Origin of the sequence: Streptomyces sp. NPDC092045 (assembly GCF_044756005.1) — a bacterium.
Classification (GTDB): domain Bacteria; phylum Actinomycetota; class Actinomycetes; order Streptomycetales; family Streptomycetaceae; genus Streptomyces.
The window spans coordinates 726,876-751,104 of the sequence record NZ_JBIVSC010000001.1 but is presented as its reverse complement, the minus strand read 5'-3'; the positions used below and the strand labels follow the sequence as shown (position 1 = coordinate 751,104).

Below are 24,229 nucleotides of genomic sequence, written 5' to 3'. Positions count from 1 at the left end.
TGGGAGGGGGCGGGCGGGGTGCTGACGGGCGGCGGTCCGGCCGCCGTCGTTCAGAGCTGTTCCATCACGAAGTCCGCCTTGGTGGCGCCGCACTCGGGGCAGACCCAGTCCTCGGGGACGTCCTCCCAGCGGGTGCCGGGCGGTATCCCCTCCTCCGGCACGCCCAGCGCCTCGTAGTAGACCCAGCCGCACAGCAGGCACATCCAGGCGCGGCGGGCCGTGCGGACGCTCGTGTCGCTCATGTGCTCACTTCTCCGTTGCTCACTTCTCCGTCAGGGGGTCGCGGCGGCGCGTTCGGCCACGAAGCCGGTGATCAGGGCCTGCACCCCGGGATCGCTGAGGATCCCGATGTGGCCGACGCCGCGCACGGTCTCCAGCCGGGCCCCGGGCAGGGCCCGGACGATCGCCTCGGCGTCGGCGTACGGCACCCAGGTGTCGGCCGGGTCGTGGACGGCGAGGACCGGGCAGCGCAGGGACGCCCCCCGGGCGACGGCGTCCCAGTGCGAGACCGGGACGCCGTTGCGCCGGTGGAGCTCCGCGTAGACGCGCTCGCGGGTGCCGGGCCCGATCCGCATCCCGGCGCCGTCCCACCGGTCGAGCACGCCGCTCAGGGTGTGGGTGGGCGCGACCAGGACCAGGGCCTCCGGCTCCTCGCCGCGCAGGGCGAGCCCGCTGACCGCCGCGACGGCGCCGAGCGAGTGGGCGACGACCACCCGGGCCCCGCCCAGGCTCTCCAGGACGGCCGCGACCGCCCGGGAGTACTGGGTCATGGTGGCCTGGGAGCCGGGCCACACGCCGTGCGCCGGCGCGTCGAACGCGGCGACGGTGAAGCCGAGTCCGCGCAGCGGGCCGACGAAGGAGTGCATGCTGCTGCTGTCGGACGCCCAGCCGTGCACCAACAGGGCGGTGGGGCTCCCGTCGCCGGGCTCCCCCCACACGTACCCCCCGGTGACGTCCGGGGAGCCGTCCACCGCGAACCGCTGCGCGCCCAGCGGCAGGACGTTGTCGGGACGCAGGCCCAGCGCCCGGGTGTCGCTGAACACGTCGGTCGCCCAGCGCGCGGCGGCGCCCGGGGCGAGCGCGGTCAGGATCCCGTGGGCGGCGCCGCGCACGGCTCGGCGCCCGGTCACCGACCGGCCTCGGCGAGCGGGGACCCGGGGGCCGGGCCGGACGGGGCCGGCGGCACCTTGGTGCCGGACAGCTCCTGGTAGTAGCCCGACTCGGTGTCGTAGAAGTGCAGGTGGCGGACGATGCTCCACATCTGCCGGAAGGTGAAGCGCTCCTCGCGCACCATCCCCGGGTACCGGTCCTTCAGCGCCTGCTGCGCCTTCGGGAGGTGGTAGAAGGGGATCACCGGGGCCACGTGGTGGGCGGTGTGGATCGAGATGTTGTGGGTGAGGAAGAGCAGCCACTTCGGGTAGACGTAGTCCGTCGTGACCAGGAGCCGGCTGGCGTTGCGGGTCCAGTGCTCGGCCGTCAGGTACGGGATGTCGCTGGCGCTGTGGTGCATCAGGGTCGTGGCGCTGAACCAGGCGTGGGTCGCGAGCCAGGGCGCCACGAAGTAGAGCAGCACTCCCTGCCAGCCGGTGAAGTAGCCGAGCGCGCCGAAGTACGGGACGCCCAGGGCCGTGACGAAGAGGATGGAGCGCCGCACGTCGCGGCGGTGGGACTCCTTGGGGAAGAAGCCGGGCCGGAAGCCGGACTCCACCCAGTAGTTGATGGTGCCGCCCCAGAACGCCCAGGTGCGGGTGGAGAGGTAGACCAGCTTCTGGCGGAGCGGCATGCGCTTGAACATGCCGGCCGGCAGGGGGCGCCAGTCGGTGTCCAGCTCCAGGTGGTTGGTGCTGGAGTGGTGCATGTTGTGGACGTGTCGCCAGGCGTGGAAGGGGTAGGCGAGCGGCAGCAGGGAGAGGTGGCCGACGGCCGTGTTCAGCCGCCGGTTGCGGGAGAACGAGCCGTGCCCCGCGTCGTGCGCGATGCAGTGCAGGCCCCAGCCGCCGAGGCCCGCCAGGAGCCACAGCGGGAGCCAGAACGCCCAGTGGGTGAAGGCGACGGCGACGGTCGCGCCGCCGTAGAGCAGCCAGCTCACCGCGAAGCCGAGCAGTCCGCGCGAGACCTTGGGCTCGAAGTACTCCTTGGGGACGGCGTTCTGGAGTCGCTCGCCCTCGATCGCGGCCGACTGGGCGAGGAACTTCGCGAACTGGTCGTCCGGCGCGGTGGGAAAGTCGAATGCACCCATGCCGAGTTCCTCCTAGACGGCCTGCTCCGGGAGCCGGAGCTCCTTGGCCAGGTAGCCGCTGAGATCGTCGATGGTCTGGTGCTCGTAGAGCAGCCCCGGGGAGAGGCGCCGCTCGACGACCTTCTCCAGCGCGCCGGAGACCTGGACGGCCACTCTGGAGTCGAGTCCGTACGACTCGAAGGTGAGCGAGGTGTCGATCTTGTCCTTGGCGACCTTGAGGTGGTCGGCGAGGTAGTCGACGAGCCAGTCGCGCAGGGCGGCCCGGGTCAGCGGGCCGGCCGGCTTGGCGATCTTCTTCTTGAACACGCTGACTACTCCGTCTTGTCGGTGGAGCCGGCGGCCGCCAGGGCCCGTGCCTGCTCGCGCTTCTTCTCGATCTGCTCCTTGCTGGGCTCGCGCAGGTCCTTGACCACGCCGAGCTTGCCCAGGCCGGCCAGCATCCAGCCGCTGAGGTCCGGCTCCAGCCAGGTGACGCCGTGCCGGTACGAGCCGGGGAAGGCGTGGTGGTTGTTCTGGAGGCCCTCGCCGAAGGTGAGGAGGGCGACGGTCCAGTTGTTGGCGCTCTTGTCCTCGTTGTCGAAGGGGCGGCGGCCCACCGCGTGGCAGACGGAGCCGACCATCCAGGCGGCCTGGTTGGCGAGGAAGATCCGGGCGAGGCCGCCGAAGACGATGCCGGTGAGCAGGGACATCGCGGTCTGCTCGACGGCGAACCCGATCAGGCCGGGCAGGATCGTGCCGCCGATCACCCAGACCGGGTAGGTGCGGTGGTAGTACATCAGGCGGCGGCTGCGCAGCACGTCGGGCGCGAAGACCGACCACTTGGAGTTCTCGTCGCTGAGCATCCAGGGCATGTGGGCGTACCACAGGCCGTGCAGGCGCTGCTTGAGGGTGCGGCCGTGCAGGTTCGGCGAGTGCGGGTCGCCCTCCTGGTCGCTGAAGCGGTGGTGCCGGCGGTGGGTGGTGACCCACCACATGACGGGGCCCTGGGCGCCCATCGAGGCGGTGATCATCATGACCCCCTCGAAGACGGGGCCGGTCTTGAAGGCCTTGTGCGCGAGGTAGCGGTGGAAGCCCACCGTGATGCCGAACATGTGGACGAAGTACATGGCTCCGAAGAGCCAGAGGTCGGTGGCGGTGAAGTTCCCGGTGACCAGGAACCAGGCGGCCGCGGCGGTGCCCATCAGGGGCAGGGTCATGGTGGTCAGCGCCGAGAACCGCTTGGTCCGGAGGCTGATCGGGTCCAGCCGGACGATGGCGTTCGCCAGCGCGGCTGAGGAGGCCGTGGCGGTGGACATCAGCTCGCTCCTTTTCGACTCGCGGATTTTCGTTCCGGGTTGCGTGCGGAGGTGCGTGCGGGGTTCCGTTCCGGTGTGGGGTCCGGGTCGCGGCCCGGGTCGCGGCGCGTCTTCCGGTCGGGGTAGCGCACGTCGTCGACCAGGCCGACCGCGTCCATCAGGCGGATGACGGTGCCGGTCGGGTCGAACTGCCAGAACCCGTGCCGGTTGTGCGCGAGGGAGGGCCGCGCGTGGTGGTTGTTGTGCCAGGCGCCGCCGACCGAGATCGGCACCAGCGGGGGCACGTTGCGGCTGCGGTCGCGGGTGGGGTAGGGCCGGTTGCCCAGGGTGTGGCCGAGGGAGTTGACCGCCCAGGTGACGTGGTCGAGCAGGAAGATCCGGACGAGCCCGCCCCACAGGAGGCCGCCGACGGCGCCGCGCGCGCTTCCGGTGAGCAGCCAGCCGAGCAGCGCGGGCAGCGCGAGGCCGAGCAGGACCCACACCAGGTAGTACTGGTTGAGGCGCATCACGAGCCGGTCGCGGACCAGGTCGGGCACGCGCTTGGCCCAGTTCTGCCGGCGGACCTTGAACAGCCAGCCCACGTGCCCGTGCCACAGGCCGCGCAGCGTGGCCCAGCGGTCGTCGCCGAGCGGGCGGGGCGAGTGCGGGTCGCCGTCGCGGTCGGTGAAGGCGTGGTGGGTGCGGTGGGTGGCCACCCAGAAGAGCACCGGGCCCTGGGCCGCCATGCTGCCCGCGATCCCCCACAGCGTGGTCATCACCGGCTTCGCGGAGAACGAGCGGTGGGAGAAGAAGCGGTGGAAGCCGCCCTCGACGCCGAGCGAGGTGATCGCGTACATGCCGGCGAGCAGTCCGAAGTCCACCCAGGTGAAGCCGTGGACGGCCGCGAACCAGATCGCGGCGAGCACGCCGAGGGCCGGGACGCCGACCGTGACGTAGGCGAAGCGGCGCGCGGCGACGTCGATCTCGCCCTCGTCCGGCACCGCGTCGGGGAGGTCCGGGTCGGTGCCGGGGGCGTGTAACGCGGCGTCGCGTCCGGCCATCACGCGACCTCGCTTCCGGCCGGGACGGCGAACCGCTTGAGCGTGCCGTCGAGGTAGGCGGCCCTGGTCGCCCTGCGGCGGACCTTTCCGCTGGTGGTCATGAGGACGGTGCCGGGCGGGCCGAAGCGGAGGACGGCGGGGCTCACCCCGTGGTCGGCGGTGACGGCCGCGGTGACCTCGGCGCGCAGGGCGGCCTCCTCGGCGGCGAACCGGCCGGAGGTGCCGCGGTACTCGGCGACGACCACGATCTGCTCCTCCACCGAGTCCGGCACGCCGGCCTCCTCGCCCGACACGGAGAACACGGCCGAGCGGCGCAGGGCGCCGTGGCAGCGCTCGACGGAGGCCTCGACGTCCTGCGGGTGGAGGTTCCGGCCGCTGACGACGATGACGTCCTTGAGGCGTCCGGTGACGAACAGTTCGCCGTCGAGGACGAAGCCGAGGTCGCCGGTGCGCAGGAAGCCCGGTCCCCCGGCCGCGCGGCCGGCCGGGCGGGCCCCGAAGACGGCCTCGCTCAGTTCGGGGCGGCGCCAGTAGCCCCGGGCCACGTTGGGTCCGGAGACCCAGACCTCGCCGATCCGGCCGTCCGGGAGGACGCCCGCGGTGTCCGGGTCGACCACGAGCACCTCGTGGCCGGCGGCGAAGACGCCGCAGGAGACGGCCTCGACGGCGGTGGGGGCTCCGGCGGGGACGCGCACGGCCGTGCCGGTCGCGAGGGCGTCCTTGTCGAGGAGTTCGCGCCGGACGGCGCCGCTCGTGGTCGGCTTGCCGGTGACGAACAGGGTCGCCTCGGCCAGGCCGTAGCAGGGGATGATCGAGGCGGCGTCGTAGCCGCGCGGGGCGAACCGCTCGCGGAAGCGCTCCAGCGTCGTCGCGGAGACGGGCTCGCTGCCGCAGAACACCTGGCGGAGCGCGGACAGGTCGAGGGTGTCCAGGGCGTCGTCGGGGATCTGCGTGGTGGCCAGCTCGAAGGCGAAGTTGGGGCCGACGGTGATGGTGACCCGGTAGTCGGTGAGGGCCTTCAGCCAGCGGTAGGGGTCCTGGACGAAGTGCACCGGCGAGAGCATGACCAGCGGCCAGCCGCCGTGCAGGGCCAGCATGATGGTGCCCATCAGGCCCATGTCGTGGTACGGCGGGAGCCAGGAGCAGCCGATCCGGTCGGGCTCCATGCCCATGTGGGCTTCCAGGACCCGGCAGTTGCTGACCAGGTTCTCGTGGGTGAGGACGATGCCCTTGGGGTCGCCGGTCGATCCGGAGGAGTACTGGAGGAGCGCGGGGTCCGCGAGGACGAGCGGCGGGGCCTCGGCGGCGGGGTCCTCGGTGAAGAGGGAGGTGTCGGGGAAGACCCACTGGGGGCGGGCGACGCCCTCGGGGTAGCGGGTCTCGAAGTCCTCGACGTGCGGGGCGAAGCGGCCGTCGGTGAGCACGGCCTGCGGGGCGCAGTCGACGACGATGGAGAGGAAGCGGGCCGTGGCGCGGCGCCCGAAGGGCGGGAAGGAGGGGACCGCGGTGCAGCCCGCCCGTAATATCCCGAACAGGCCCGCCACGTAGTCCAGTCCGGGGTCGAGCGCGAGGACCACCCGGCCGCCCGTCAGGCCGCGGCGGGTGAGGTCGCGGGCGACCGCGCGGGAGCGCAGTTCGAGGTCGCGGTAGGTCCAGTCGACCGGGTGGTCGGTGGTGCCGTCCGGCAGGAAGCGGAAGGCCGGGGCGTCGGGGTGGGCCTCGGCGCGGGCGGTCAGGATCTCCGGGAGCGACAGATCGCCCGGAGGGCTTGCGAAGGGTTCCATCGGGGACAACGGCCTTTCTGAATCGGTCTGGTCGCTCACGGACATCTCGGCGGCGCGGCGCCCGGCCCCGGCGCCGGCGCCGGGCGGCCTCCGGAGAGGCCGCCCGGCTTCGGGTGCCGCCGTCGCGGGGCCCGCCCCGGAGCCGGGCCGACCGCCGCGGCGTGCTCCTTCCGGAGCCGGGACCGGCCGTCACGACAGGCTCCGGCTCCGGGGCCGGCCGTCGCGGTGGTCCCTCCCCGGCTCCGGGGTCAGCCGCCGCGGACCATCCGCAGCTGCTGGGCGGAGCCCAGGTGCGTGCCGTCCGGGCCCCAGGCGTCGATCCACTCCGAGGACCAGCCGGAGGGGCCGGCCTGCCGGGTCGTGGCCCGGAGCAGCAGCCAGGGCGAGGACGCCTTGGCCAGGCCCGCGCCGGGCCGGACCGTGATCTCCACGGTCGGCACGAACGCGAGCGTCGAGAGCACCGCGGAGTAGGAGGGCGCGAGCGCGTCCATCAGGAGGACGAAGCGCGGGGCGTCGGGCGGGAGGTCGTCCTCGACCAGCCTGACCCAGGCCACCAGCTCGGCCTCCTGCCCGCCCGCGTACGGGCGCGAGGAACCCACCGGCCTGATCTCCATGCTCGTCGAGATCGGCACGAATTCTTTCGGAATGGCGAATTTCTCGCACTCTTCGGGACCGGGAACCTCCGGAATGGGGAATTCCACGACCGGCCAGGAAACATCGCCGGATTCACCCGCGAAGACCGCCCACGAGTCGAGCAGCGTGCCCCGCTCGGACTCGATGCGTCCGGATACGGTCGAGCTCGAACGACCGGTGTGGCCCAGCGCGGTCACGACCCGGAACGGGGAGTCGATCGCCCGTCCGAACCGGCCCGTGACGCTGACGAGTTCACGCTCTCCGGCATGCTCCCGCATGGACTCCGCGACGAGGCCGAGGGCCAGGCCGCCGTGCAGTCCGCCGAAGCCCTTGAGGTGCTCGGGAACGTCCGTGCGTCCCGTGTGTGAATTTCGCAGAAACTTTCCCGGACCGACCTCTTCGGCCATGCCGCCCATACCGTCCTTCGTGTTTTTCTGCATGTCCCGGTACTTTAGAGGGTCGGGCACCGCGTCTTCCACCGCTTAGCGCTTCCGGACGGCTCCCGGAACCGCCTGCGGGAAAGAGAAGAAGCCGTGGGGGTCGTACGACGACTTGATTCGGCTCAATCGCGGAAGATTGGATCCGTAGTAGGCCTGCGCGTAGTTCGTCAGGTTGGTGTCCGGGAAGTTCACGTAGGAGCGTCCGTTGGAGTACGGATCGACGGCGCCGAACAGTCCGTTCAGCCATCCCTCCGCCGCCGCCCGGTCCTCCGCCGCCGGGACGGGCGTGGCGAGGCTGACCGTGAGGGTGGCGCTGAAGAGGGAGTCGCGGTGCACCCACGCCGTCGCGTCGGTGGCCGGCAGGTTGGCGTTCTTGCCGAGCCCGAGCAGGGAGACGATCCGGGTCTGGCCGGCCCGCCGGTCCGCGTCGAAGGCGGCGAGCAGCTCGTCCACGCCGGACTGCGGCGGGATGCGGTGGAACATGCGGCCGCGGTTCTTGAGCCAGTTCTGCCGGGGCAGCGCGGCCTCCGGGTTGGAGCCGGTCTCGTGGCAGGCGTCGGCGGTCTTGTCCTCGCAGCCGAAGACCCGCATCATCGCCCGGTCGTAGGGCAGTTCCTGCACGACCCGGGTCGCCGGGGCGGTGCCGACCAGCGAGGCGAGCGCGGCCAGCTCGGCCTCCAGCTCCTCCGGGGTGCCGAAGTGGACGCCCGAGACGATGAAGACCGGCAGGCTGCCGGGCTTCGCGTCGGCGAGCCGCAGGATGCCGCCGCAGGCGAGGTCGGCCGAGGCCTGCGCCGACCAGTCCAGGTAGCCCTTGACCGCGCGCTGGGCGTCCGACCAGGACCAGGTCAGGGTGTAGTGGCCGACCCGGGTGATCGGGGTGGGCGCGACCCGGAAGTCGGTGACCACGCCGAAGTTGCCGCCGCCACCGCCGCGCAGCGCCCACAGCAGGTCCGGGTGGCTGGTCTTCGAGGCGGTGACGATCCGGCCGTCGGCGAGCACGACCCGGGCCGAGACCAGGCGGTCGGAGGCGGGGCCGTACTTGCGGTACTGCCAGCCGGTGCCGCCGCCGGTGAGGAAGCCGCCGGGGCTGACGGTCGGACAGAAACCGGCCGGGACGGTGATCCCGTACGGGGTGAGCCGGGGCAGCACGTCCACGGCCTGGACGCCGGGGCCGATGCTCACGGGGCCCGTGCCGTCGCCCGGGCGGACGTGGTCGAGCCGGGTCAGGTTGATGACCAGGCCCTCGGTGGTCGACCAGCCGCCGTAGCTGTGTCCGCCGGAGCGGACGGCGGTGTGCAGGCCGTGGTCCTGGGCGAAGAGCATCGCGGTGCGGACGTCCTGCGGGGTCTCCGCGTAGACGACCGCCCGCGGGTGCACGTCGTCGAACATGGCGGTGGCCAGCTTGCGCGCGCGGTCGTACTCCGCGTCGCCGGGGAGCACCAGGTCGCCGGTGAGGGAGCGGCTCAGGCGGCTCCAGGCGGCGCCGTGGGCGTGCCCGTGACGGGGGCGGGCCCCCGCGGTGGCGGCCGTGGCGAACGCGCCGGCGGTGGTGGCGAGTCCCGCGCCGGCAGCCAGCAGGGTCCTGCGGTTGATCATGGTCGTTCGTTCCCTTCGGGGTGGGTTTCCCGCGCGTGTCGCGCCGGTGTCGGTTCCGGCCGAGCGGTTCGGCCGTCACGGGTCCGGCCGGACGGACCTGCCGTCACGGCTCCGGCCGGGGGTCGGGGAGGGGCCGGGCCCGGGCCCTGAGCAGGCGCTGCCAGCGCGCGGCGCGCGGCGCCGGGGCCGCCGGGCCGCCCCCGGCGCCCACCCACGCGGTGACGGGCCGGATCCCGTGCAGCGCGTTGACCAGCCAGGTCTCCCGGTCGTGCAGTTCCTCCGGGACGGCCCGGCCGTGGCGCACCACCACGCCGCTCTCCCGGGCCTGCCGGACGAGCAGGGCGCTGGTGATCCCGGGCAGCAGGTGCGGTCCGGGCTCGGGCAGGCACAGCTCGTCGTCCTCCCACCACAGCAGGCTGGCCGTGGTGGACTCGGCGGCCTCCCCGCTCGCGGTGGTGAGCAGCGCGTCGTCCGCGCCCGCCTCCCCCGCCTCGGCCTTGACGCGCGCGAGGAGGGCGAGGTCGGGGCCCTTGCGGTGGGGCGCGGTGCGGGGATCGGCGTCCGGCCAGGGCAGGACGCGGACGGGCCCGAGCAGTTCCGGCGCGCGGCGCGGCCAGAGCGCGAGGACGCCGTCCCCGTGCAGCTCGACGCGCGGGAACCAGGCTCCCGTGCGGGGCAGCGCGGCGAGGGCGTCCCGCCAGAAGCGCTCCACGTCGGAGGCGTCCCGGCCGCTGTCGCGGCAGGCCCGGGCGAACCGCGCCCGGTGGCCCTCGACGTCCCGGACCCGGCCGTCCTCGACCAGCCAGGAGTCGGCGGCGAGCAGGACGTCCGGGGCGGGGGCTCCCGGGACGAGGCCCCGGGCCTCGTCCCAGGCGAGCCGGGCCTCCGCGACGGCCGGACCGTTGGGCGGGTTCATCGGGTCAGTACCGTCCCTTGCCCTTGTTGGTCGGCGCTCCCGTACGGGGCCCGTAGGGGGCGCGTTCGAGCCATTCGCCGAAGGAGGGCACGACCGGGGAGAGGGCAGCGCCGACCGCCTGCCGGAGCCGGGTGACGCGGCTCCTGGGACGGAGGTGGGCGAGGGCGGTGCGGGCGGCCTCGCTGTTGAACCCGGCGGCCTGCCGGCGTTCGACGGCGAACGCGCCGACGGCTCCGGCCCGCCGCTCCGGCGCCGCGAGGGCCTCGGCCACGGCGTCGGCGGCGGCGACGGAGTCGGCGATGCCGCTGTTCATGCCGCGGGCGCCGAACGGCGGGAAGAGGTGGGAGGCCTCGCCGACGAGGAGCACCCGGTGGTGCGGGTCGGTGAAGGACTCGGCGACCACGTGCAGGAACTTGTACCGGGACACCCAGAGGAGCCGCTTCGCGTACTTCTCCCCGACGACCTCGGCCACCCAGCGGGCCGCCGCCGCCTCGTCGGCCCACTCCGCCGGGTCGTCGTCGTCCTTGCACTGGAGGTCGAGCTGGAAGCCGCCGGCGAAGGGCACCCGCATCACGCTGCGGCCGCCGAGCGCCGGGTGCTCGTAGACGAACACGCGCTCCAGCGGCAGCGGGTCCGCGGGGTCCTCCTCGACGTCGACGACGACGTGGAAGGCCTCGGAGCGCTCCCCCAGCATCTCGATGGACTGGGAGCGGCGCACCCGGGAGCGGGCGCCGTCCGCCCCGATCACGTACTCGGCCTCCCACACCGTGCCGTCCTCGGTGGTCAGCCGGGCCGACCGCTCCGAGGTCTCCACGTCGGTGACGGCGGCGCCCCAGCGGAACACGACGCCCGCCTCGCGGCAGGCCGCCATCAGGTGCCGCTCGGTCTCGATCTGCCGCAGGCTGGTGAACGGCGGCACGAGGTCCTCGTGCTGCGGCTGGGGCGGGTAGCTGCGGGCGAAGACCTCCCGGGAGCGGTAGACGGTGCGGCGGGTGGGCCACACCACTCCGTGGGAGACCAGGGTGCGGTCCAGTCCCGGGCTGATCCGGCCGAGCAGCTTCAGCGACTCGCGGTGCACGAACAGGGCCCGGCTGCCGGGGCGCGTCCGGTCCTCCGGCTCGGCCTCCAGGAGGGTGACCGGCAGGCCGTGGCTGCGCAGGGCCAGGGCGGCGGTGAGACCGACCGGTCCCGCGCCGACGACCAGGACCGGCGCCCGGCCGGGCTGGTGGCTGTTGGGGGTCATGACGGCTCCTCAGTCGGCGGCGGGGGCGGCCGGCGCGGTGTTCTCGCGGAGCATCCGGGTGATCTCCACCCGCTGGACCTTCCAGGTGGAGGTGCGGGGCACCTCGTTGAACGGCCAGTGCAGGGGTGCGGCGAGGGCGGGCAGGTCGGCGGTGGCGCGGTCCCAGCGCCCCTGGTCGAGCGGGGCGTCGCGGCGGGTGCAGACGACGGGGACGGGCTCGCCCTCGGGGCCGGTGACGATGATCACTTCGAGGAGCTCCTCCAGGCGCTTCAGGAGGATGTCCTCGAGTTCGAGGTTGGAGTCGATGGTGTCGATCTGGTCGATCTCGCGGTCGATCAGGTGGAGCCGGCCGAAGCGGCCGAGGGTGCCCATGTCGCCGAGCTTCCACCAGCCGTCGTTGAAGTTGTCCAGGTAGCGCTGGTGCTCGCCGAGGTACGTCATGATGCGGCCGCGGCCGCGCAGTTCGAGGTTGCCGGGCTGCCCCTTGGGGACCGGGCGGCCCTGGTCGTCGACGACCCGCAGCTTGATGAAGCCGGGCAGGACGTAGCCGACGTCGCGGCCGTCGTTGCGCTCCGCGCTCTTCTCGGTGTACCAGGCGCCGGAGATGGGGCCGGTCTCGCTCTGCCCGTAGAGCTGGATCAGGAGCGGGCGGGGGCGCGCGGAGGCGGCGAGGAGGCGCTGGATGGTGCGCGGGTGGATGGCGTCGAAGGTGCTGCTGTAGTAGCGGATGCTGGACAGCGGGGCGCCGGGCGCGTCGGCCAGGTCCTCCCACTGCACGAAGTTGTTGGGGTGGGTCTCGACCAGGCCGGGCCGGTGCCGGACGAAGACCGGGGCGATCTTGTCCGGGTCGAGGTCGTTCAGGACCAGCAGCGGGTTCCCGTAGTTGAGGAAGACGCCGAGGGAGTGGAAGAAGCGCGAGTGCACGAAGGACATGCACAGCGCGACGGTCTCCTTCTTCCGGATCGGCCAGGCGATCATCTGCTGCGGCAGCAGGCGGTGGAACAGGGCCCGCGCGTTGTGGACCATCAGCTTGGAGACGCCGGTGGTGCCCGAGGTGTGGGTGATCAGGGCCGGCTGGGAGGGGTGGAGCTTGACGGCGGGGCGCCGGGGCAGCCCGTTCAGCTCGGAGAGCAGGCGCAGTCCGCCGTGCGCGTCCGTGCCGGCCAGCAGGGTCTCGTGGGTGAGCTCCCGGACGGGGACGCCGTCGAGGGGGCCCGTCAGCTTGGCGGCGTCGGTGACCAGCCAGGGCTTGTCCAGGCGGCCGAGGAGCTTGCCGACGATCTCGCCGGGCAGCGCGGAGGAGATCATCACCGGCACGGCGCCGACGCGGGCGACGGCGGCGGCGATCAGCGAGATGTCGAAGTTGTCGGACTTGTGGACGGCGACGCGCTCGGTGGGCCGGACGCCGGTGTGCCACAGGCGGGCGGCGAGGTCGTCGACGACGTCGGCGAGGGAGGCGTACGTGAAGCCGGTGCCGAGGTCGGGGAAGGTCGCGAGCGGCTGGTCGAGGGTGACCGGCGTGCCGGGGAACTTCGCGGCGGCCTGCTCCCACAGCAGACCGAGGTAGAAGGCCTTCTCCGGCAGTTTCCTGGCGAGCGTGGAGAGCATGGGGCGACTGCTTTCTCTGCGGAGGGAGCGGAGGGAACGGGGGACGGGTCGGGCGGACGGGACGGGGGCGGGGCCGGGGGTCACCAGGCGCCCTGCCGGATGAGGAAGCGCTGGAGCTTGCCGGTGGCGGTGCGCGGCAGGGCGGCGACGACCTCGACGGCGCGCGGCACCTTGTACGGCTCCATGCGGGACCGGGCCAGGGCGATCAGCTCGGCCTCGAGGGCGGAGGGGTCCGCGGCGGCGGGGTGGGAGGGGCGCGGGACGACGAAGGCGCGCAGCTTGGACGCGCCCCGCTCGTTGCGGACGCAGGCCACCGCGATGTCGTGCACGGCCGGGTGGCGGGCGAGCACCTGCTCGATCTCGACCGGTGAGAAGGTGATCCCGCCGACCATCTCCAGGTCGTCGGTGCGGCCCCGGTGGGCGAGGGTGCCGTCGGGGTTGCGCACCACCAGGTCGCGGGTGTTCAGCCAGCCGTCGACGAGGGTCCGGGCGGTCTCCTCGGGCAGGTCGTGGTAGCCGCGGGTGACCGTCGGGCCGGTCACCCACAGCTCGCCGGGCGTGCCGTCCGGCACGGGCCGCCCGTGCTTGTCGCGCACCTCCGCCGTGAAGCCGGGCGCGGGCCGGCCCACCGTGCCGGGCACGTGGTGGACGACGCCGTTGGTGGCGATGGCGTGCCCGGCCTCGGTCGAGCCGAGCTGGTCGTAGAGCGGGGCGCCGAGGAAGGCGCTCGCGCGCTCGCGCAGTTCGTCGGTGAGCCGCTCCCCCGCCGAGACGGCGGCCCGGACGCTCGCGAAGTGCGCCGGGTCGGTCTCGGCGACGAGGTTGGCGTACGCGGAGGGCACGGCGAACAGGTACGTGACCCGGTGCCGGGCGACCAGCTCGGCGATCCGGGCGGGGCGGGGCGGGCCCGGCTCCAGGACCGCGGAGCCGCCCGAGTACAGCGGGAAGGCGAGGGCGTTGCCGAGCCCGTAGGCGAAGAACAGCTTGGACACCGACAGGGCGGTGTCGTCCGGACCGAAGCCGAGGACCCGTGCGCCGGCGCCCGTGTAGTAGACCGGCAGGTCGGCGTGGCGGTGGACGACTCCCTTGGGGAGCCCGGTCGTTCCGGAGGTGTACTGGAGGTAGAGCGGGTGGTCGTCGCCGACCGGGGCGGCCGGGGCGGGCTCCGCTCCGGCCGCCAGGCCGAGCAGCCGCTCGCCGGTGAGGCGGGCGAGGCCGGCGAACCGGTCGGCGAGGGAGTCCTCGGCGAGGACCGCGACCGCGCCGCTGTCCTTGGCGACGTAGCCGTGCCGTTCGGCCGTGAGGCCGGGGTTGGCGAGGACGGCGACGGCGCCGAGGCGGGCGGCGGCGAGGAAGCCGACGACCCAGGCGATGCCGTCGGGCAGGGCGAGGAGGACTCCCCGGCCGGGTCCGGCCCCGTGCTCGGCGAGCACGGTCGCGGCGCGGGCGGCGAGGTCGTGCAGCCGGCCGTGGGTGAGGGTCAGGTCGCCCTCGTGGTAGGCGGCGCGGTCGGTCCAGTTCCGCTCGGCGGCGGCGTCCCCGAGCGCTGCGGCGACGTTCATGGCGTGGGGCTCCCGGTGGGTCGGCTCGTGGGCGGGCGGGGTCTTGCGGTGGCTCGGGCGGCCGGGCCCCGGGGGCCCGGGACGGGCGGCCTTCGGGTCGAGGCCCTCGGACCGGGGCCTTCGGGACGGTGGTCTCCGGAGCGGGGGCCGTCGGTCACGGCCCCGCGGCTCAGGAGCCCGTGACGAGGGGCTTTCCGACGCGGAAGGCGCGCAGCGGGGCGGAGGCCTTGAGGACCATCTCGTCGAACTCGTCGTCGGCGTCGGAGTCCAGGACGACCGCGCCGCCCGCGCCGATCCGCCACTGGTCGCCGACCCTGACGGCGGTGCGGATGACGATGTTGAGGTCGGCGGTGCCGTTGGTGGAGAGCCAGCCGATCGAGCCGGAGTACACCCCGCGGGCCTCGTCCTCCAGTTCGTCGATGATCTCCATGGTGCGCAGCTTGGGCGCCCCGGTCATCGAGCCGCCGGGGAAGCAGGCGCGCACCACGTCGATCGCGTCGAGCCCGGTGCGCACCCGGCCGCGGATCGTGGAGACGAGCTGGTGGACGGTGGTGTAGCTCTCGGTGGTCATGAGCCGGGGCACGTGGACGCTGCCCACCTCGCAGACCCGTCCGAGGTCGTTGCGGAGCAGGTCGACGATCATCAGGTTCTCGGCCCGGGTCTTGGCGCTGGCGGCGAGCGAGGCGCGCAGGGCCTCGTCCTCCTCCGGGTCCGCGCCGCGCGGCACGGTGCCCTTGATGGGCTTGGTCTCGACGACGCCGGAGCGGTCGATGGAGAGGAAGCGCTCGGGCGAGGAGCTGGCGACCTCGACGTCGCCGAGCCGCAGGTAGGACGCGTACGGCGCCGGGTTGGCGCGGCGCAGGGCCCGGTAGTAGGCGTAGCCGTCGTCCTCGCCGGGGAGCCAGGCGGAGGTGGTGAGGCAGACCTCGTAGCTCTCCCCCGCCCGCAGGTTCCGCTGGATCTCGTCGATCCGGGCCCGGTAGGCCTCCCGGCCGTGGGTGAGCCACTTCTCGGCGTCGACGGCCTCGTCCGGACCGGTGGCCCCGGCGGGTTCGGCCGGGCGGAGGGAGAGGAGGGCGGCGCTCGTGGTGTCGAGCCAGCGGACGGCGGCCGCCTCGGTGCCGGGGGTGGTGTCGCTGAGGGCGAGCAGGTACGTGCTGCCCTCCTGGTGGTCGACCACCACCACCCGGTCGGCGAAGATCCAGGCGGCGTCCGGGGTGGGCGAGACGTGCTTGTTGACCGAGCCGAGGTCGCCCTTGAGCTCGTAGCCGAAGTAGCCGACGTACCCGCCGGTGAAGCCGAACGGCAGGTCGGGGACGTCGAGTCGGCGCCGGCGCAGCTGCGCCTGGAGGTAGTCGAAGACCGTGCAGGGGATGCGGCGGGGCGGTTCGCCGGTGCGCTCGACCTCGGTCTCGCCCTCGGTCAGGCGGTAGCGAACCGTTTCGGCGAGCGGCCCCGAGGCGTCGCCGAGGAAGGAGAAGCGGGAGCGGCCGGGTTCCACGTGGGCGCTGTCCAGCCAGAAGGCGTTCGCTGCGGAGTCCGCGTACAGGTGGGTGAAGGCGGCCTCGGTGTCGACGGCGGTCTCGACGGTGCGCAGGTGGACGCGGTATCCGGCGGCGGGTTCGGCGGGCATCACCGCCCCGGGTAAGGCGACGGCGTACGGCTGTCCGGCGAGGACGGCGGGCGGGGCCGCGGTCTCGGGGCGCGGGTGCCGCTCCCGGTGGGCGCGGGTGAGGTCGCGGAAGTTGGCCATCATGCGGCGGCCGTGCTCGGTGGAGACGGACTCCGGGTGGAACTGCACGCCCCAGATCGGCCGGGTGCGGTGCCGCAGGCCCATGACGACCCCGTCCTCCGACCGGGCGGTCACCTCCAGGGTGTCGGGCAGCGGCTCGGCGACGCCGAGCGAGTGGTAGCGCACCACGGTGAAGTCCTGCGGCAGGCCGGCGAAGACGTCCCGCCCGTCGTGGCCGATCCGGCTGAGGAAGCCGTGCCGCGGCTCGGGGGCGGGCCTGATCTCGGCGCCCTCGCCCAGTCCGATGCCCTGGTGGCCCAGGCAGACGCCGAGGACGGGAACGGTCGCGGTGCGCAGGACGTGCGCGGAGACGCCGAAGTCGCGGGGGCGGGCCGGGTGGCCGGGTCCGGGCGAGATGACGACGTTGTCGAAGGCCGTCAGGTCGAGTTCGGCGGCGCCCGGGGCGTCGTTGGTCACGACGACGGGCTCGACCCCGTTGACCTCGGCGAGGAGCTGGAACAGGTTGTAGGTGTACGAGTCGTGGTTGTCGATCAGCAGGGTTCTCATCACACGGCTTTCTCGGGAGGCGGCCTCGGGTCGGTCCTGCGGGCCCTTCGGTACCTGCGGTCCTTCGGTGTCTCGGGTCCTCGGTCCTGCGGGTCCCTCGGGTCAGCCCTTGGCGATCAGCTCGGAGACGGCCGAAGCGGCCAGCAGTGCCTGGTCGTCGTTGAGGCGCGGGTCGCAGAGCGTGCGGTAGGCGCGGCCGAGGCCGTCCTCGCGGGCCGGGCCGCCGGTGCCGAGGCACTCGGTCACGTCGTCGCCGGCGATCTCCAGGTGCACGCCGCCGGGCCACGCGTCCGCCCGGTGCATGGCCTCGAAGAAGCCGGTGATCTCGTCGAGCACGGCGCTCATGTGCCGGGTCTTGACCCCGGTCGCGGTGGTGACGGTGTTGCCGTGCATGGGGTCGCAGACCCACAGCACGTCGTGCCCGGCCGCGCGGACGGCCTCGACCAGGGCGGGCAGTTCGGCGCGGACCCGGCCGGCGCCGAAGCGGCCGATCAGGGTGAGGCGGCCGGGCCTGCGGTGCGGGTCGAGCCGGGCGCACAGGGCGGTCAGGGTCTCGGGGCCGGTGCCCGGTCCGATCTTGCAGGCGACGGGGTTGGCGAGCCGGGCGAGGAAGGCGATGTGGGCGCCGTCGAGGCGGCGGGTGCGTTCGCCGATCCACGGCAGGTGGGTGGAGAGCAGGTAGTCCTCCCCGGTGTGGCCGTCGCGGCGGACCAGGGCCTGCTCGTAGTCGAGGACCAGGGCCTCGTGGCTGGTCCACAGTCCGGTGTGGTGCCAGGCGCCGTCGCGGTGGGTGGCGGTCTGCCCGTAGTCCTTGAGGATCGAGCGCAGGCTGCCGTCCCAGGCGCGGGTGGGCAGGCCGTTGCCCCCCGTGGTGTACGAGCCGTCCGGGGGCAGCAACGCGGAGGCGGACTCGTGGGCGATCAGGTGCAGTTCGTTGAGGACCGCGCGGGCGGTGGCGTAGCCGGCGAGCATGCGGCGCGGGTCGGGGACGCGGGCGGCCGGGTCGGCGGCGTGTCCGTTGACGAGGTCGCCGCGGTAGACCGGCAGGGTCAGGCCGTCGACGGTCTCCTCGGGCCGGGAGCGGGGCTTGGCGTACTGGCCGGCGAGCCGGCCGACGGTGATCGCGGGCAGCCGGGTGCGGCCGCTGATGATCTCGGCCATGCGTCCGATGACGCGGTGCTTGCCGCGCACGGCGGCGACCCCGGCGGCGCCGACGGGCTCGGCGCAGTCGCCCGCCTGGAGCAGGAAGGCGCGGCCCGCGCCCGCGTGGGCGAGGCCGGAGGCGAGCCGGCGCACGTCGGCGGGGGCGGTGAGGGCGGGGGCGAGGGCCAGTTGGTCCTGCACCCGGGCCGCCCGGGAGGCGTCGGGCCACCGGGGCTGCTGGTCGGCCGGAAGGTTGCGCCACTCGGTGAGGGCGAGCGGCGGCAGGGCGTCGGCCGCAACGGTCGGCGGGGAATCGGCGAGGGTCACGGCTTCTCTCTTCCGTCCGTACGAGGGGAATGGTTCCGTGCCGGTCGGTCAGCCTTCGGGGTCGGCGGTGACCAGTCCCTTGGGCTCCAGGAGGAACTGGGCCAGGCTGCCGTCGTGCGGGGTCTCGGGCACGCCCGCCCAGGGGCGGACGCGGCCGGTGACGACCTTGCGCACGGAGGGCTCGCGGAGCACCTGTTCGGCGAGGCCGGCGTGTTCGCCGAGCAGGCTGACGACGAGGGAGTCGCGCAGCGGGCGGGTGCCGTCGGCGGGGCGCCAGGGCGCCACCACGACGAACGGGAAGCCCAGTTCCGTACCGGCGACCGGGTCGTCGGGCCGGTCGACGGAGACGACGAGCGGGCGCAGCACGGTGGTGCCGTCGCCGGGGTCGGCGAGCAGCGAGCCGCCGTAGCGGCGGGTGCTGTGGTCGGTGGCGCCCGCGGTGAGGCGGCGCAGGTGGTCGGCCAGGGCGTCGGCGGTCTCGGCGCCGAAGGCCGGCAGGGTGGCGCGCTCGTCGAGGACGGGGTGGACGGGCAGGTCGGCGAGCCGGGCGGCGAGGGCGTCGGCGAGCGGGGCGGCCTCTCCGGCGGTCAGGACGAGGGAGATGTTGTTGCAGCGCACCCCGCCGTCCTCGGCGATCCAGTCCACGAGGTCGTCGAGGACCTCCTTGTCGTCCTCAGCACCCGCCCCGACGAGGACCTTGCTGCGGCCGGGGCCGCGCACGAGCACGTCGCTCCGGTGTCCGAACCGCTCGGCGGCGGCCGGTCCGCCGTAGACCAGGCCCAGGTCGGCCTGGGCGAGGAGGTGTTCGCCGACCTCGTGGTCGCCGGGCAGGAAGGCCAGGGTGTCCGGGTCGATCCCGGCGGCGAGCAGGGCGGCGAAGAGGCGGCGCGGGGTGAACGGGTCCCTGCTGCCGGGGCGGACGAGGACCCGGGCGCCCAGGGCGAGGGCGCGGACCCAGGTGACGTTGGGCTCGGGGTGGTTGTTGGGCACGACGGCGGCGAGCAGGGCGCCGCGCGGCACCCAGACGGTGCGGTAGCCGGGGGCCTCGAAGGGCTCCGGGTACTCGGCCCGGTTGATGCGCTCGATGATGCCGAGGGAGCCGCGGACGCCCTCGATCGCCCGGGTGACGGCGGCGCCGGGGGTGCCGGTGGCCAGGACGACCCGGCGGCGGTACTCCTCGGGGGTCTCCCCCTCCAGTTCGGCGGTGGCGAAGAGTTCGCCGGCCTTCGCGAAGAGCTCGGGGCCGGGGGCGGGGCCGGGCTTCGCGGCCCTGAGCCGGTTGAGGGCGGCCTGGGCGAGCAGCCGGGGGGCCAGGCCGACGGAGACGAGCGGGGTGCCGTCGAGGGCGGCGAGTTCGGCGCGGTCGCGGCTGTCGACGTCCTGGCCCCCGATGACCGGATTGACGACGGGCAGGGACGGGGCGGCCATCAGTAGACCCCCTCGATCACGGCCGGGGCGTCCTTGGCCTTGAGGGGCGCGATGTCGGCGAGGCCGTCGAGGTCCGACCCGGCGGCCGGCTCGACGCGGATGGCGGTGTCCCGCTCCAGGACGTTGGGCAGGAACATGTCCCGGCTGAGCTGGTGGACGAGGACCTGGCCGCGTTCCCCGTACGCGACGGGGCCGCCGGTCTCCGGGTCGAGCAGTTCGACGAGGGACTGCGGGTGGTACGGGACGAAGACGCACGGGTGGCGGTCGCCGGCCTCGCGCGGGCGCTGCGGGGCGATGCCCATCAGGGTGTTGCCGTAGATCGCGGCGACCCTGGCGTTCGGGAAGAAGGTCTCCTCGATCTGCCGCAGCGACTCGGGGCTGATGCTGGTGCCGGCCCACAGGATGGCTTCGAGGGAGTCGGCGAGCCGCTCGTACAGGCCGGGGCGGGCGCAGACGGCCTCCAGGACCGGGGGCGTGATGAAGAGCACGCTCACGTTCTGGGTGTTGACGACGAGTTCGATCTGCTCGATCAGGTACTCGCGGTACTCGGCGGCCAGTTCGGGCCGGCCGGAGCCGATGAGCCGCTTCACCCAGCGCGGGTCGAAGTCCAGGGTGAAGCACATCGAGCCGCGGAGCTGCGCCAGGTGCCGGACGGTGCGGCCGACGACGTGCGGGCCGGTGGGGCCGACGTGGAGCCAGTGGCCGCGGCCGGGGAAGCCGTGGGCGGCGAGCACCTCGCTGACCCATTCGACGTTCCGGGAGCGGGCGTGCGCGTCGACGACCCGCTTGGGGGCGCCGACGGTGCCGCCCGACTCGAAGACCTCGAAGGGCTGTCCGGCGGCACCGGCGGGCACCAGGTCCTCCACGGGCACGGTCCGCAGCTCGCCGCTGACGTCCGGGAAGCGCCGCAGGTCGGCGACCGAGGCGATGTCCGTGCGCGGGTCGAAGTCGAGCGTCTTCGCCCTGCGCAGCCAGAACGGAGAGCCGGTGGCGGGGTCGAAGTGCCAGTCGAGGGTGGCGCGCAGATGGTCCTGCAGAGTCATGTTCGTCCGTCCGTGGGTAGATCGGCTCAACGGCCCGGGGCGGACCCCGGGCGAGATCGGCACAACGGTGCGATGCTGAAGGGAAGTTCGAGCCATGCCGCCCTGATGGGAATTTACCTTTCCCGTGAGGCACCTTGGCTGTCAAGCGGGACTCGAGCAGACGAGCGAGTCGGCGGGGCGGACTGTTCAACTGCCGGATCGCCCACCTGGCCAGCCGTCCGGAGCGCTCCTACCATCACCACCATGACCTCTGGAAACACCCAGCGCCTGGACCTGAACACCCTGTCCGCGCGCACGTACTCAGCCATGCACAAGCTGGCCGGTCAGGCCGCCCAGGCCGCCACCGAGGCCGGCCTCGAGCAGCCGCTCATCGAGCTCGTCCGCATCCGCGCCTCGCAGATCAACGGCTGCGCCTTCTGCATCGACATGCACACCCTCGACGCCCGGCACGCCGGCGAGAGCGAGCAGCGCCTCTACGCCCTCACCGCCTGGGAGGAGACCCCGTTCTTCAGCGAGCGGGAGCGGGCCGCCCTGGAGTTCACCGAGGCCGTCACCCTCATCCACGACGGACACGTCCGCGACGAGGTGCACGAGCGCGCGGTGAAGGTCTTCGGCGAGGAGCAGCTCGCCGCCCTGCTGTGGATCATCGTGGTGATCAACAGCTACAACCGGGTCGCGATCCCGCAGCGGCTCACCCCGGGCAACTACACCCCCTCCGCCTGACCCGGGCACCGTCCGCCGTGTCCGCCCCCGGGCGGGCACGGCGCCGCGCCCCGAAGGGCGCGGCGGACCGAGAGACCGCCGCCATGCCCGCCCCCTCTCCGGCCGCGCTCCCCGAGGAGCGTCCCGGCCTCACGCCCCGCGCCCCGGCACGGGGCTTCACCGACGTCTTCACCCGGACGCTGCTCCGCCACCCCGGCCCGACCACGGAGCTCCTCGAACGCCGCGTCCGCCACCGGCTGCGACTGCGGCTCCTCGGGCAGACCCTGACCGGCGGCGCGTCCGGCGCGCTCCGCCTCGTCCGCCGCACCGAACTCGTCGCCCCGGACGGCACGGTGGTCTCCCGCAACCTGGTGCTCGGCCGGCTGCCGCGCGACGGGGAACTGGTCTCCGCCGTCACCAGCCGCTCCGCCCCCCTCGGCCGTTCCCTGGCCGCGTACGGCGTCCCGCAGCGGCGCACCCCGCTGAGCGTCGGTCTCGCCCCCTGGCGGGGCCCGGGCGGCGGACCGTCCGCCGTGTCGCGCGGCTACCTGCTCCAGCTGGCCGACGAGGCCCCGCTGTACGTCCGGGAGACCTTCCACCCCTCCGTCGTCCCGCCGGAGCGGGCCCCGTGAGCGCCCCGGACCCGCTGGTCGTGGTCGGCGCCGGGCCGGTCGGCCTCTCCGCCGCGCTGGCCGCGCACGCCCTGGGCCTCCGCCCGCTCCTCCTCGAAGCCCGTGCGCGCACGGCCGAACGGCCCGGCAGCCGCGCCGTCTTCGTGCACCGCGCCACCCTCGACCGGCTCGACGCCGTCCGGCCCGGGCTCGGGACGGAGATCGCCGCCCGGGGCCTGGTGTGGGACACCAAACGCACCCTGTGGGCGGGCCGTCAGGTCCACCTCCGCACGTACCCCGCCGACCCGGCGACGGCCCCCTTCACCAGCCTCCCGCAGACCGTCGTCGAGGACCTGCTGCGCCGGGCCTGCGACGAGGCGGGCGTCCGGACCCTCTGGGGCGACCCCGTACGGGAGGCGGTGCCGTCCTCCGACGGGGTGCGGCTGCGCACGGCGTCCGGCGCCGTCCACCGGGCCCGCCACGTCATCGCGGCGGACGGCGCCCGCTCGGCGGTGCGCGAGGCCGTGGGCATCGGACTGGACGGCAGCACGTCGGCCACCGAGTTCGTGGTCGTCGACGTGGCCGACGGGGAGCGGCCCGCCCGTCCCGAGCGGGTCTTCCACTACCGGCACCCGGCGGCCGGCGGGCGCCACGTGCTCCTCGTGCCCTTCCGGGGCGGCTGGCGCGTCGACGTGCAGTGCCGCCCGGACGACGACGCCCGGCACCTCGCGGCGACCGCCCGGGAGTGGCTGCCCGCGGTGCTCCCCCAGGTGCCCGGTCCCGAGGTCACCTGGTCCTCGGTCTACCGCTTCCAGCTCCGGGTCGCCGCCCGCTTCGCCGACGCCACCGGGCGGGTGCTGCTCGCGGGCGAGGCCGCCCATCTGCTGCCGCCCTTCGGCGCGCGCGGGATGAACTCCGGCGTCGGCGACGCCGTGGCCGCGGCCCGGGCCGTGCGGGACGACGCGGTGGAGGCGTACGCCCGCGAGCGGCGGACGGCGGCCGAGCGCAACGTCCGCGCGGCCGGTGCCGCGCTCGACCACCTGCTCGCCCCCCGCCCCGGCCTGCGCCTGCTCCAGCGGTCCGCCGCGGCCGCCGCCCCGCTGTGGCCCCGCGCGGGCCGCTGGCTGGACGCGGCCCCGTACGGACCCCGGATCAGGAAGGTGCGCTACTGAGGGCCCCTGCGGGACCGCTCCTCGCCGCGCCGGGCGCGTTCGGCGAACTCCTGCCAGACGCGGGCGTACTCGGAGGCCAGCTCCGCGACGGCGTTGGCCCGGTGGACGGGGACGCCGTCGGCGAGGTTCTGCCACTGCGCGGGGGGAAGGGTCAGCGCGCTCAGCAGGCGGAGCAGGACGCGACCGCTCTCGGTGTGGCGCAGGGCGGGGTCGCGGCACAGGTTCTGGTAGGCCGCGGCCAGCTCCTCCTCCGGAGCCGGGGACGGAACCGATGCCGGGAGCGGCTCCGGAACCGCGCGCACGGGCGGTCCCGCCGCCCGCCACGGCTCCTGCGGCCGCCCGCCGTCGCCGCCCCGCAGCCGCTCCGGCACGGGGTCGTCGCCGCGCCGCACCCGGTCGCGCACGTCCCGCACCGTCGCCGGCGACAGGCCCGTCCGCTTGGCGATCTCCCGCAGCGAGACGTCCGGGGACGCGGCGAGCAGGCGTCCGGCCTCGCGGCGGCCCTGGGCGGTGGACAGCGGGCGCACCCGGCCGTCCCTGCCGAGCCGCCCGGCCGGGGCGTCCGGCCCGGGGGCGCTGCGCCGCAGCGCGGCCACGGTGTGCGCGGACAGGCCGGACACGGAGGCGATGGCCCGGTCCGCCCAGTGCGGGTGGGAGGCCAGGATCCGCGCCGCCGCCGCCTGGCGCTCGGCCAGCGAGAGCGGCAGCCCGTGCCGGGTGTTGGCCTCGACGGCGTACACGAAGGCGTCCTCGGCCCCGCCGTCGAAGAACCGGACCTCGACCTCGGTCCGGCCGCGCAGCACGGCGGCCCGCAGCCGGTGCGTGCCGTCGACCACCCGCATCGATTCCCGGTGCACGACGATCGGCGGCAGCTCGCCCTCCGCCGCGGCGAGGATCCGCAGGTGCTCCGGGTGCTCGGCGCGGGCCCGGGGCGAGTCGGCGGGTTGCAGCGCGGCGACGGGCACGAGGTGCACGGCGGTGAGCAGGGGCGCCCGCGACGGCTCGGGCTCTTCCCCGGCGCCCGGGAACGCCCCGGCCCTGACAGTGTTCACGGCTCTCTTCCTCCTCGTACGCGCGGTGGGCAACCGTGCGCTTCGCACGGTTGCCCACCCCTTACGCGTCCCTGAAAACGTTCGAACGCCCGG

General features: G+C 74.3%; 21 protein-coding genes. 3 read left to right on the top strand and 18 right to left on the bottom strand.

All coding sequences use genetic code 11. The features are described 5' to 3' along the window. Positions 1 to 50: 50 nt before the first annotated feature. From ACIQKA_RS03505 to ACIQKA_RS03425, 17 genes are all read right to left on the bottom strand, one after another. A complete protein-coding gene (locus tag ACIQKA_RS03505) occupies positions 51 to 242 on the bottom strand; it encodes a rubredoxin (protein WP_366372689.1) in 192 nt (63 codons plus the stop codon). A gap of 30 nt (positions 243 to 272) precedes the next feature. Next, positions 273 to 1,130 (bottom strand): alpha/beta fold hydrolase, encoded by an 858-nt coding sequence (locus tag ACIQKA_RS03500; protein ID WP_383435825.1) that lies wholly within the window; start codon positions 1,128 to 1,130, stop codon positions 273 to 275. Further along, positions 1,127 to 2,239, bottom strand: a complete 1,113-nt coding sequence (locus ACIQKA_RS03495) for a fatty acid desaturase (RefSeq protein WP_402539828.1) — start codon at positions 2,237 to 2,239, stop codon at positions 1,127 to 1,129. The genes ACIQKA_RS03500 and ACIQKA_RS03495 overlap by 4 nt, the downstream gene beginning before the upstream one ends. Positions 2,240 to 2,251: 12 nt before the next feature. Beyond that, a complete protein-coding gene (locus ACIQKA_RS03490) occupies positions 2,252 to 2,545 on the bottom strand; it encodes an acyl carrier protein (RefSeq protein ID WP_383159980.1) in 294 nt (97 codons plus the stop codon). A gap of 5 nt (positions 2,546 to 2,550) precedes the next feature. After that, on the bottom strand, positions 2,551 to 3,534 hold the full coding sequence (locus ACIQKA_RS03485; protein ID WP_383159978.1) for an acyl-CoA desaturase: 984 nt from the start codon (positions 3,532 to 3,534) through the stop codon (positions 2,551 to 2,553). Next, positions 3,534 to 4,574 carry an acyl-CoA desaturase gene (locus ACIQKA_RS03480; RefSeq protein WP_383444465.1) on the bottom strand — a complete coding sequence of 347 codons (1,041 nt, stop codon included), beginning with the start codon at positions 4,572 to 4,574 and terminating at the stop codon, positions 3,534 to 3,536. Before ACIQKA_RS03480 ends, ACIQKA_RS03485 begins: the two co-directional genes overlap by 1 nt. Then, a complete protein-coding gene (locus ACIQKA_RS03475; protein ID WP_383435834.1) occupies positions 4,574 to 6,358 on the bottom strand; it encodes a fatty acyl-AMP ligase in 1,785 nt (594 codons plus the stop codon). Before ACIQKA_RS03475 ends, ACIQKA_RS03480 begins: the two co-directional genes overlap by 1 nt. Before the next feature lie 248 nt (positions 6,359 to 6,606). Next, positions 6,607 to 7,431 carry an acyl-CoA thioesterase gene (locus ACIQKA_RS03470; protein WP_402539826.1) on the bottom strand — a complete coding sequence of 275 codons (825 nt, stop codon included), beginning with the start codon at positions 7,429 to 7,431 and terminating at the stop codon, positions 6,607 to 6,609. A 42-nt stretch (positions 7,432 to 7,473) separates the two neighbouring features. Then, positions 7,474 to 9,030, bottom strand: coding sequence for an FAD-binding oxidoreductase (locus ACIQKA_RS03465; RefSeq protein ID WP_383435839.1), 1,557 nt, complete (start codon positions 9,028 to 9,030; stop codon positions 7,474 to 7,476). A gap of 103 nt (positions 9,031 to 9,133) precedes the next feature. Further along, complete coding sequence (locus tag ACIQKA_RS03460; protein ID WP_391093818.1) at positions 9,134 to 9,946, bottom strand: aminotransferase class IV; 813 nt, start codon at positions 9,944 to 9,946, stop codon at positions 9,134 to 9,136. A 4-nt stretch (positions 9,947 to 9,950) separates the two neighbouring features. Beyond that, positions 9,951 to 11,189 (bottom strand): FAD-dependent monooxygenase, encoded by a 1,239-nt coding sequence (locus ACIQKA_RS03455; RefSeq protein ID WP_402539824.1) that lies wholly within the window; start codon positions 11,187 to 11,189, stop codon positions 9,951 to 9,953. A gap of 9 nt (positions 11,190 to 11,198) precedes the next feature. Further along, on the bottom strand, positions 11,199 to 12,797 hold the full coding sequence (locus tag ACIQKA_RS03450; protein ID WP_383156316.1) for an AMP-binding protein: 1,599 nt from the start codon (positions 12,795 to 12,797) through the stop codon (positions 11,199 to 11,201). 80 nt (positions 12,798 to 12,877) lie between these two features. Continuing rightward, positions 12,878 to 14,359, bottom strand: coding sequence for an AMP-binding protein (locus ACIQKA_RS03445; RefSeq protein ID WP_390106882.1), 1,482 nt, complete (start codon positions 14,357 to 14,359; stop codon positions 12,878 to 12,880). Positions 14,360 to 14,528: 169 nt separating this feature from the next. Further along, the gene (gene pabB / locus ACIQKA_RS03440; protein ID WP_402539822.1) at positions 14,529 to 16,658 is read right to left on the bottom strand and encodes an aminodeoxychorismate synthase; all 2,130 of its coding nucleotides are present in this window, start codon (positions 16,656 to 16,658) and stop codon (positions 14,529 to 14,531) included. Between the two features lie 102 nt (positions 16,659 to 16,760). Then, a complete protein-coding gene (locus ACIQKA_RS03435) occupies positions 16,761 to 18,128 on the bottom strand; it encodes a 3-deoxy-7-phosphoheptulonate synthase (protein WP_383156322.1) in 1,368 nt (455 codons plus the stop codon). 48 nt (positions 18,129 to 18,176) lie between these two features. After that, complete coding sequence (locus ACIQKA_RS03430; RefSeq protein ID WP_383435851.1) at positions 18,177 to 19,556, bottom strand: aldehyde dehydrogenase family protein; 1,380 nt, start codon at positions 19,554 to 19,556, stop codon at positions 18,177 to 18,179. Next, a complete protein-coding gene (locus ACIQKA_RS03425; protein WP_383156327.1) occupies positions 19,556 to 20,599 on the bottom strand; it encodes an AMP-binding protein in 1,044 nt (347 codons plus the stop codon). Before ACIQKA_RS03425 ends, ACIQKA_RS03430 begins: the two co-directional genes overlap by 1 nt. Positions 20,600 to 20,842: 243 nt before the next feature. Between ACIQKA_RS03425 and ACIQKA_RS03420 the strand changes: the two genes are divergently transcribed. From ACIQKA_RS03420 to ACIQKA_RS03410, 3 genes are all read left to right on the top strand, one after another. Continuing rightward, entirely contained in the window at positions 20,843 to 21,322 is a 480-nt protein-coding gene (locus ACIQKA_RS03420; RefSeq protein WP_383156329.1) for a carboxymuconolactone decarboxylase family protein, read from the top strand. A gap of 83 nt (positions 21,323 to 21,405) precedes the next feature. Beyond that, complete coding sequence (locus ACIQKA_RS03415; protein WP_383435854.1) at positions 21,406 to 21,933, top strand: hypothetical protein; 528 nt, start codon at positions 21,406 to 21,408, stop codon at positions 21,931 to 21,933. Continuing rightward, complete coding sequence (locus ACIQKA_RS03410; protein WP_383435857.1) at positions 21,930 to 23,084, top strand: FAD-dependent monooxygenase; 1,155 nt, start codon at positions 21,930 to 21,932, stop codon at positions 23,082 to 23,084. The genes ACIQKA_RS03415 and ACIQKA_RS03410 overlap by 4 nt, the downstream gene beginning before the upstream one ends. Here ACIQKA_RS03410 and ACIQKA_RS03405 read toward each other — a convergent pair. Further along, complete coding sequence (locus ACIQKA_RS03405; protein WP_402539818.1) at positions 23,078 to 24,136, bottom strand: ParB/RepB/Spo0J family partition protein; 1,059 nt, start codon at positions 24,134 to 24,136, stop codon at positions 23,078 to 23,080. The genes ACIQKA_RS03410 and ACIQKA_RS03405 overlap by 7 nt on opposite strands. Positions 24,137 to 24,229 lie beyond the last annotated feature (93 nt).

Bases quoted from the DNA above. Each gene is read 5' to 3' on its own strand.
- ACIQKA_RS03505 (WP_366372689.1), bottom strand. From the start codon at position 242: ATGAGCGACACGAGCGTCCGCACGGCCCGCCGCGCCTGGATGTGCCTG.
- ACIQKA_RS03495 (WP_402539828.1), bottom strand. From the start codon at position 2,239: ATGGGTGCATTCGACTTTCCCACCGCGCCGGACGACCAGTTCGCGAAG.
- ACIQKA_RS03485 (WP_383159978.1), bottom strand. From the start codon at position 3,534: ATGTCCACCGCCACGGCCTCCTCAGCCGCGCTGGCGAACGCCATCGTC.
- ACIQKA_RS03480 (WP_383444465.1), bottom strand. From the start codon at position 4,574: ATGGCCGGACGCGACGCCGCGTTACACGCCCCCGGCACCGACCCGGAC.
- ACIQKA_RS03475 (WP_383435834.1), bottom strand. From the start codon at position 6,358: ATGGAACCCTTCGCAAGCCCTCCGGGCGATCTGTCGCTCCCGGAGATC.
- ACIQKA_RS03470 (WP_402539826.1), bottom strand. From the start codon at position 7,431: ATGCAGAAAAACACGAAGGACGGTATGGGCGGCATGGCCGAAGAGGTC.
- ACIQKA_RS03465 (WP_383435839.1), bottom strand. From the start codon at position 9,030: ATGATCAACCGCAGGACCCTGCTGGCTGCCGGCGCGGGACTCGCCACC.
- ACIQKA_RS03460 (WP_391093818.1), bottom strand. From the start codon at position 9,946: ATGAACCCGCCCAACGGTCCGGCCGTCGCGGAGGCCCGGCTCGCCTGG.
- ACIQKA_RS03455 (WP_402539824.1), bottom strand. From the start codon at position 11,189: ATGACCCCCAACAGCCACCAGCCCGGCCGGGCGCCGGTCCTGGTCGTC.
- ACIQKA_RS03450 (WP_383156316.1), bottom strand. From the start codon at position 12,797: ATGCTCTCCACGCTCGCCAGGAAACTGCCGGAGAAGGCCTTCTACCTC.
- ACIQKA_RS03445 (WP_390106882.1), bottom strand. From the start codon at position 14,359: ATGAACGTCGCCGCAGCGCTCGGGGACGCCGCCGCCGAGCGGAACTGG.
- pabB (WP_402539822.1), bottom strand. From the start codon at position 16,658: ATGAGAACCCTGCTGATCGACAACCACGACTCGTACACCTACAACCTG.
- ACIQKA_RS03430 (WP_383435851.1), bottom strand. From the start codon at position 19,556: ATGGCCGCCCCGTCCCTGCCCGTCGTCAATCCGGTCATCGGGGGCCAG.
- ACIQKA_RS03425 (WP_383156327.1), bottom strand. From the start codon at position 20,599: ATGACTCTGCAGGACCATCTGCGCGCCACCCTCGACTGGCACTTCGAC.
- ACIQKA_RS03420 (WP_383156329.1), top strand. From the start codon at position 20,843: ATGACCTCTGGAAACACCCAGCGCCTGGACCTGAACACCCTGTCCGCG.
- ACIQKA_RS03415 (WP_383435854.1), top strand. From the start codon at position 21,406: ATGCCCGCCCCCTCTCCGGCCGCGCTCCCCGAGGAGCGTCCCGGCCTC.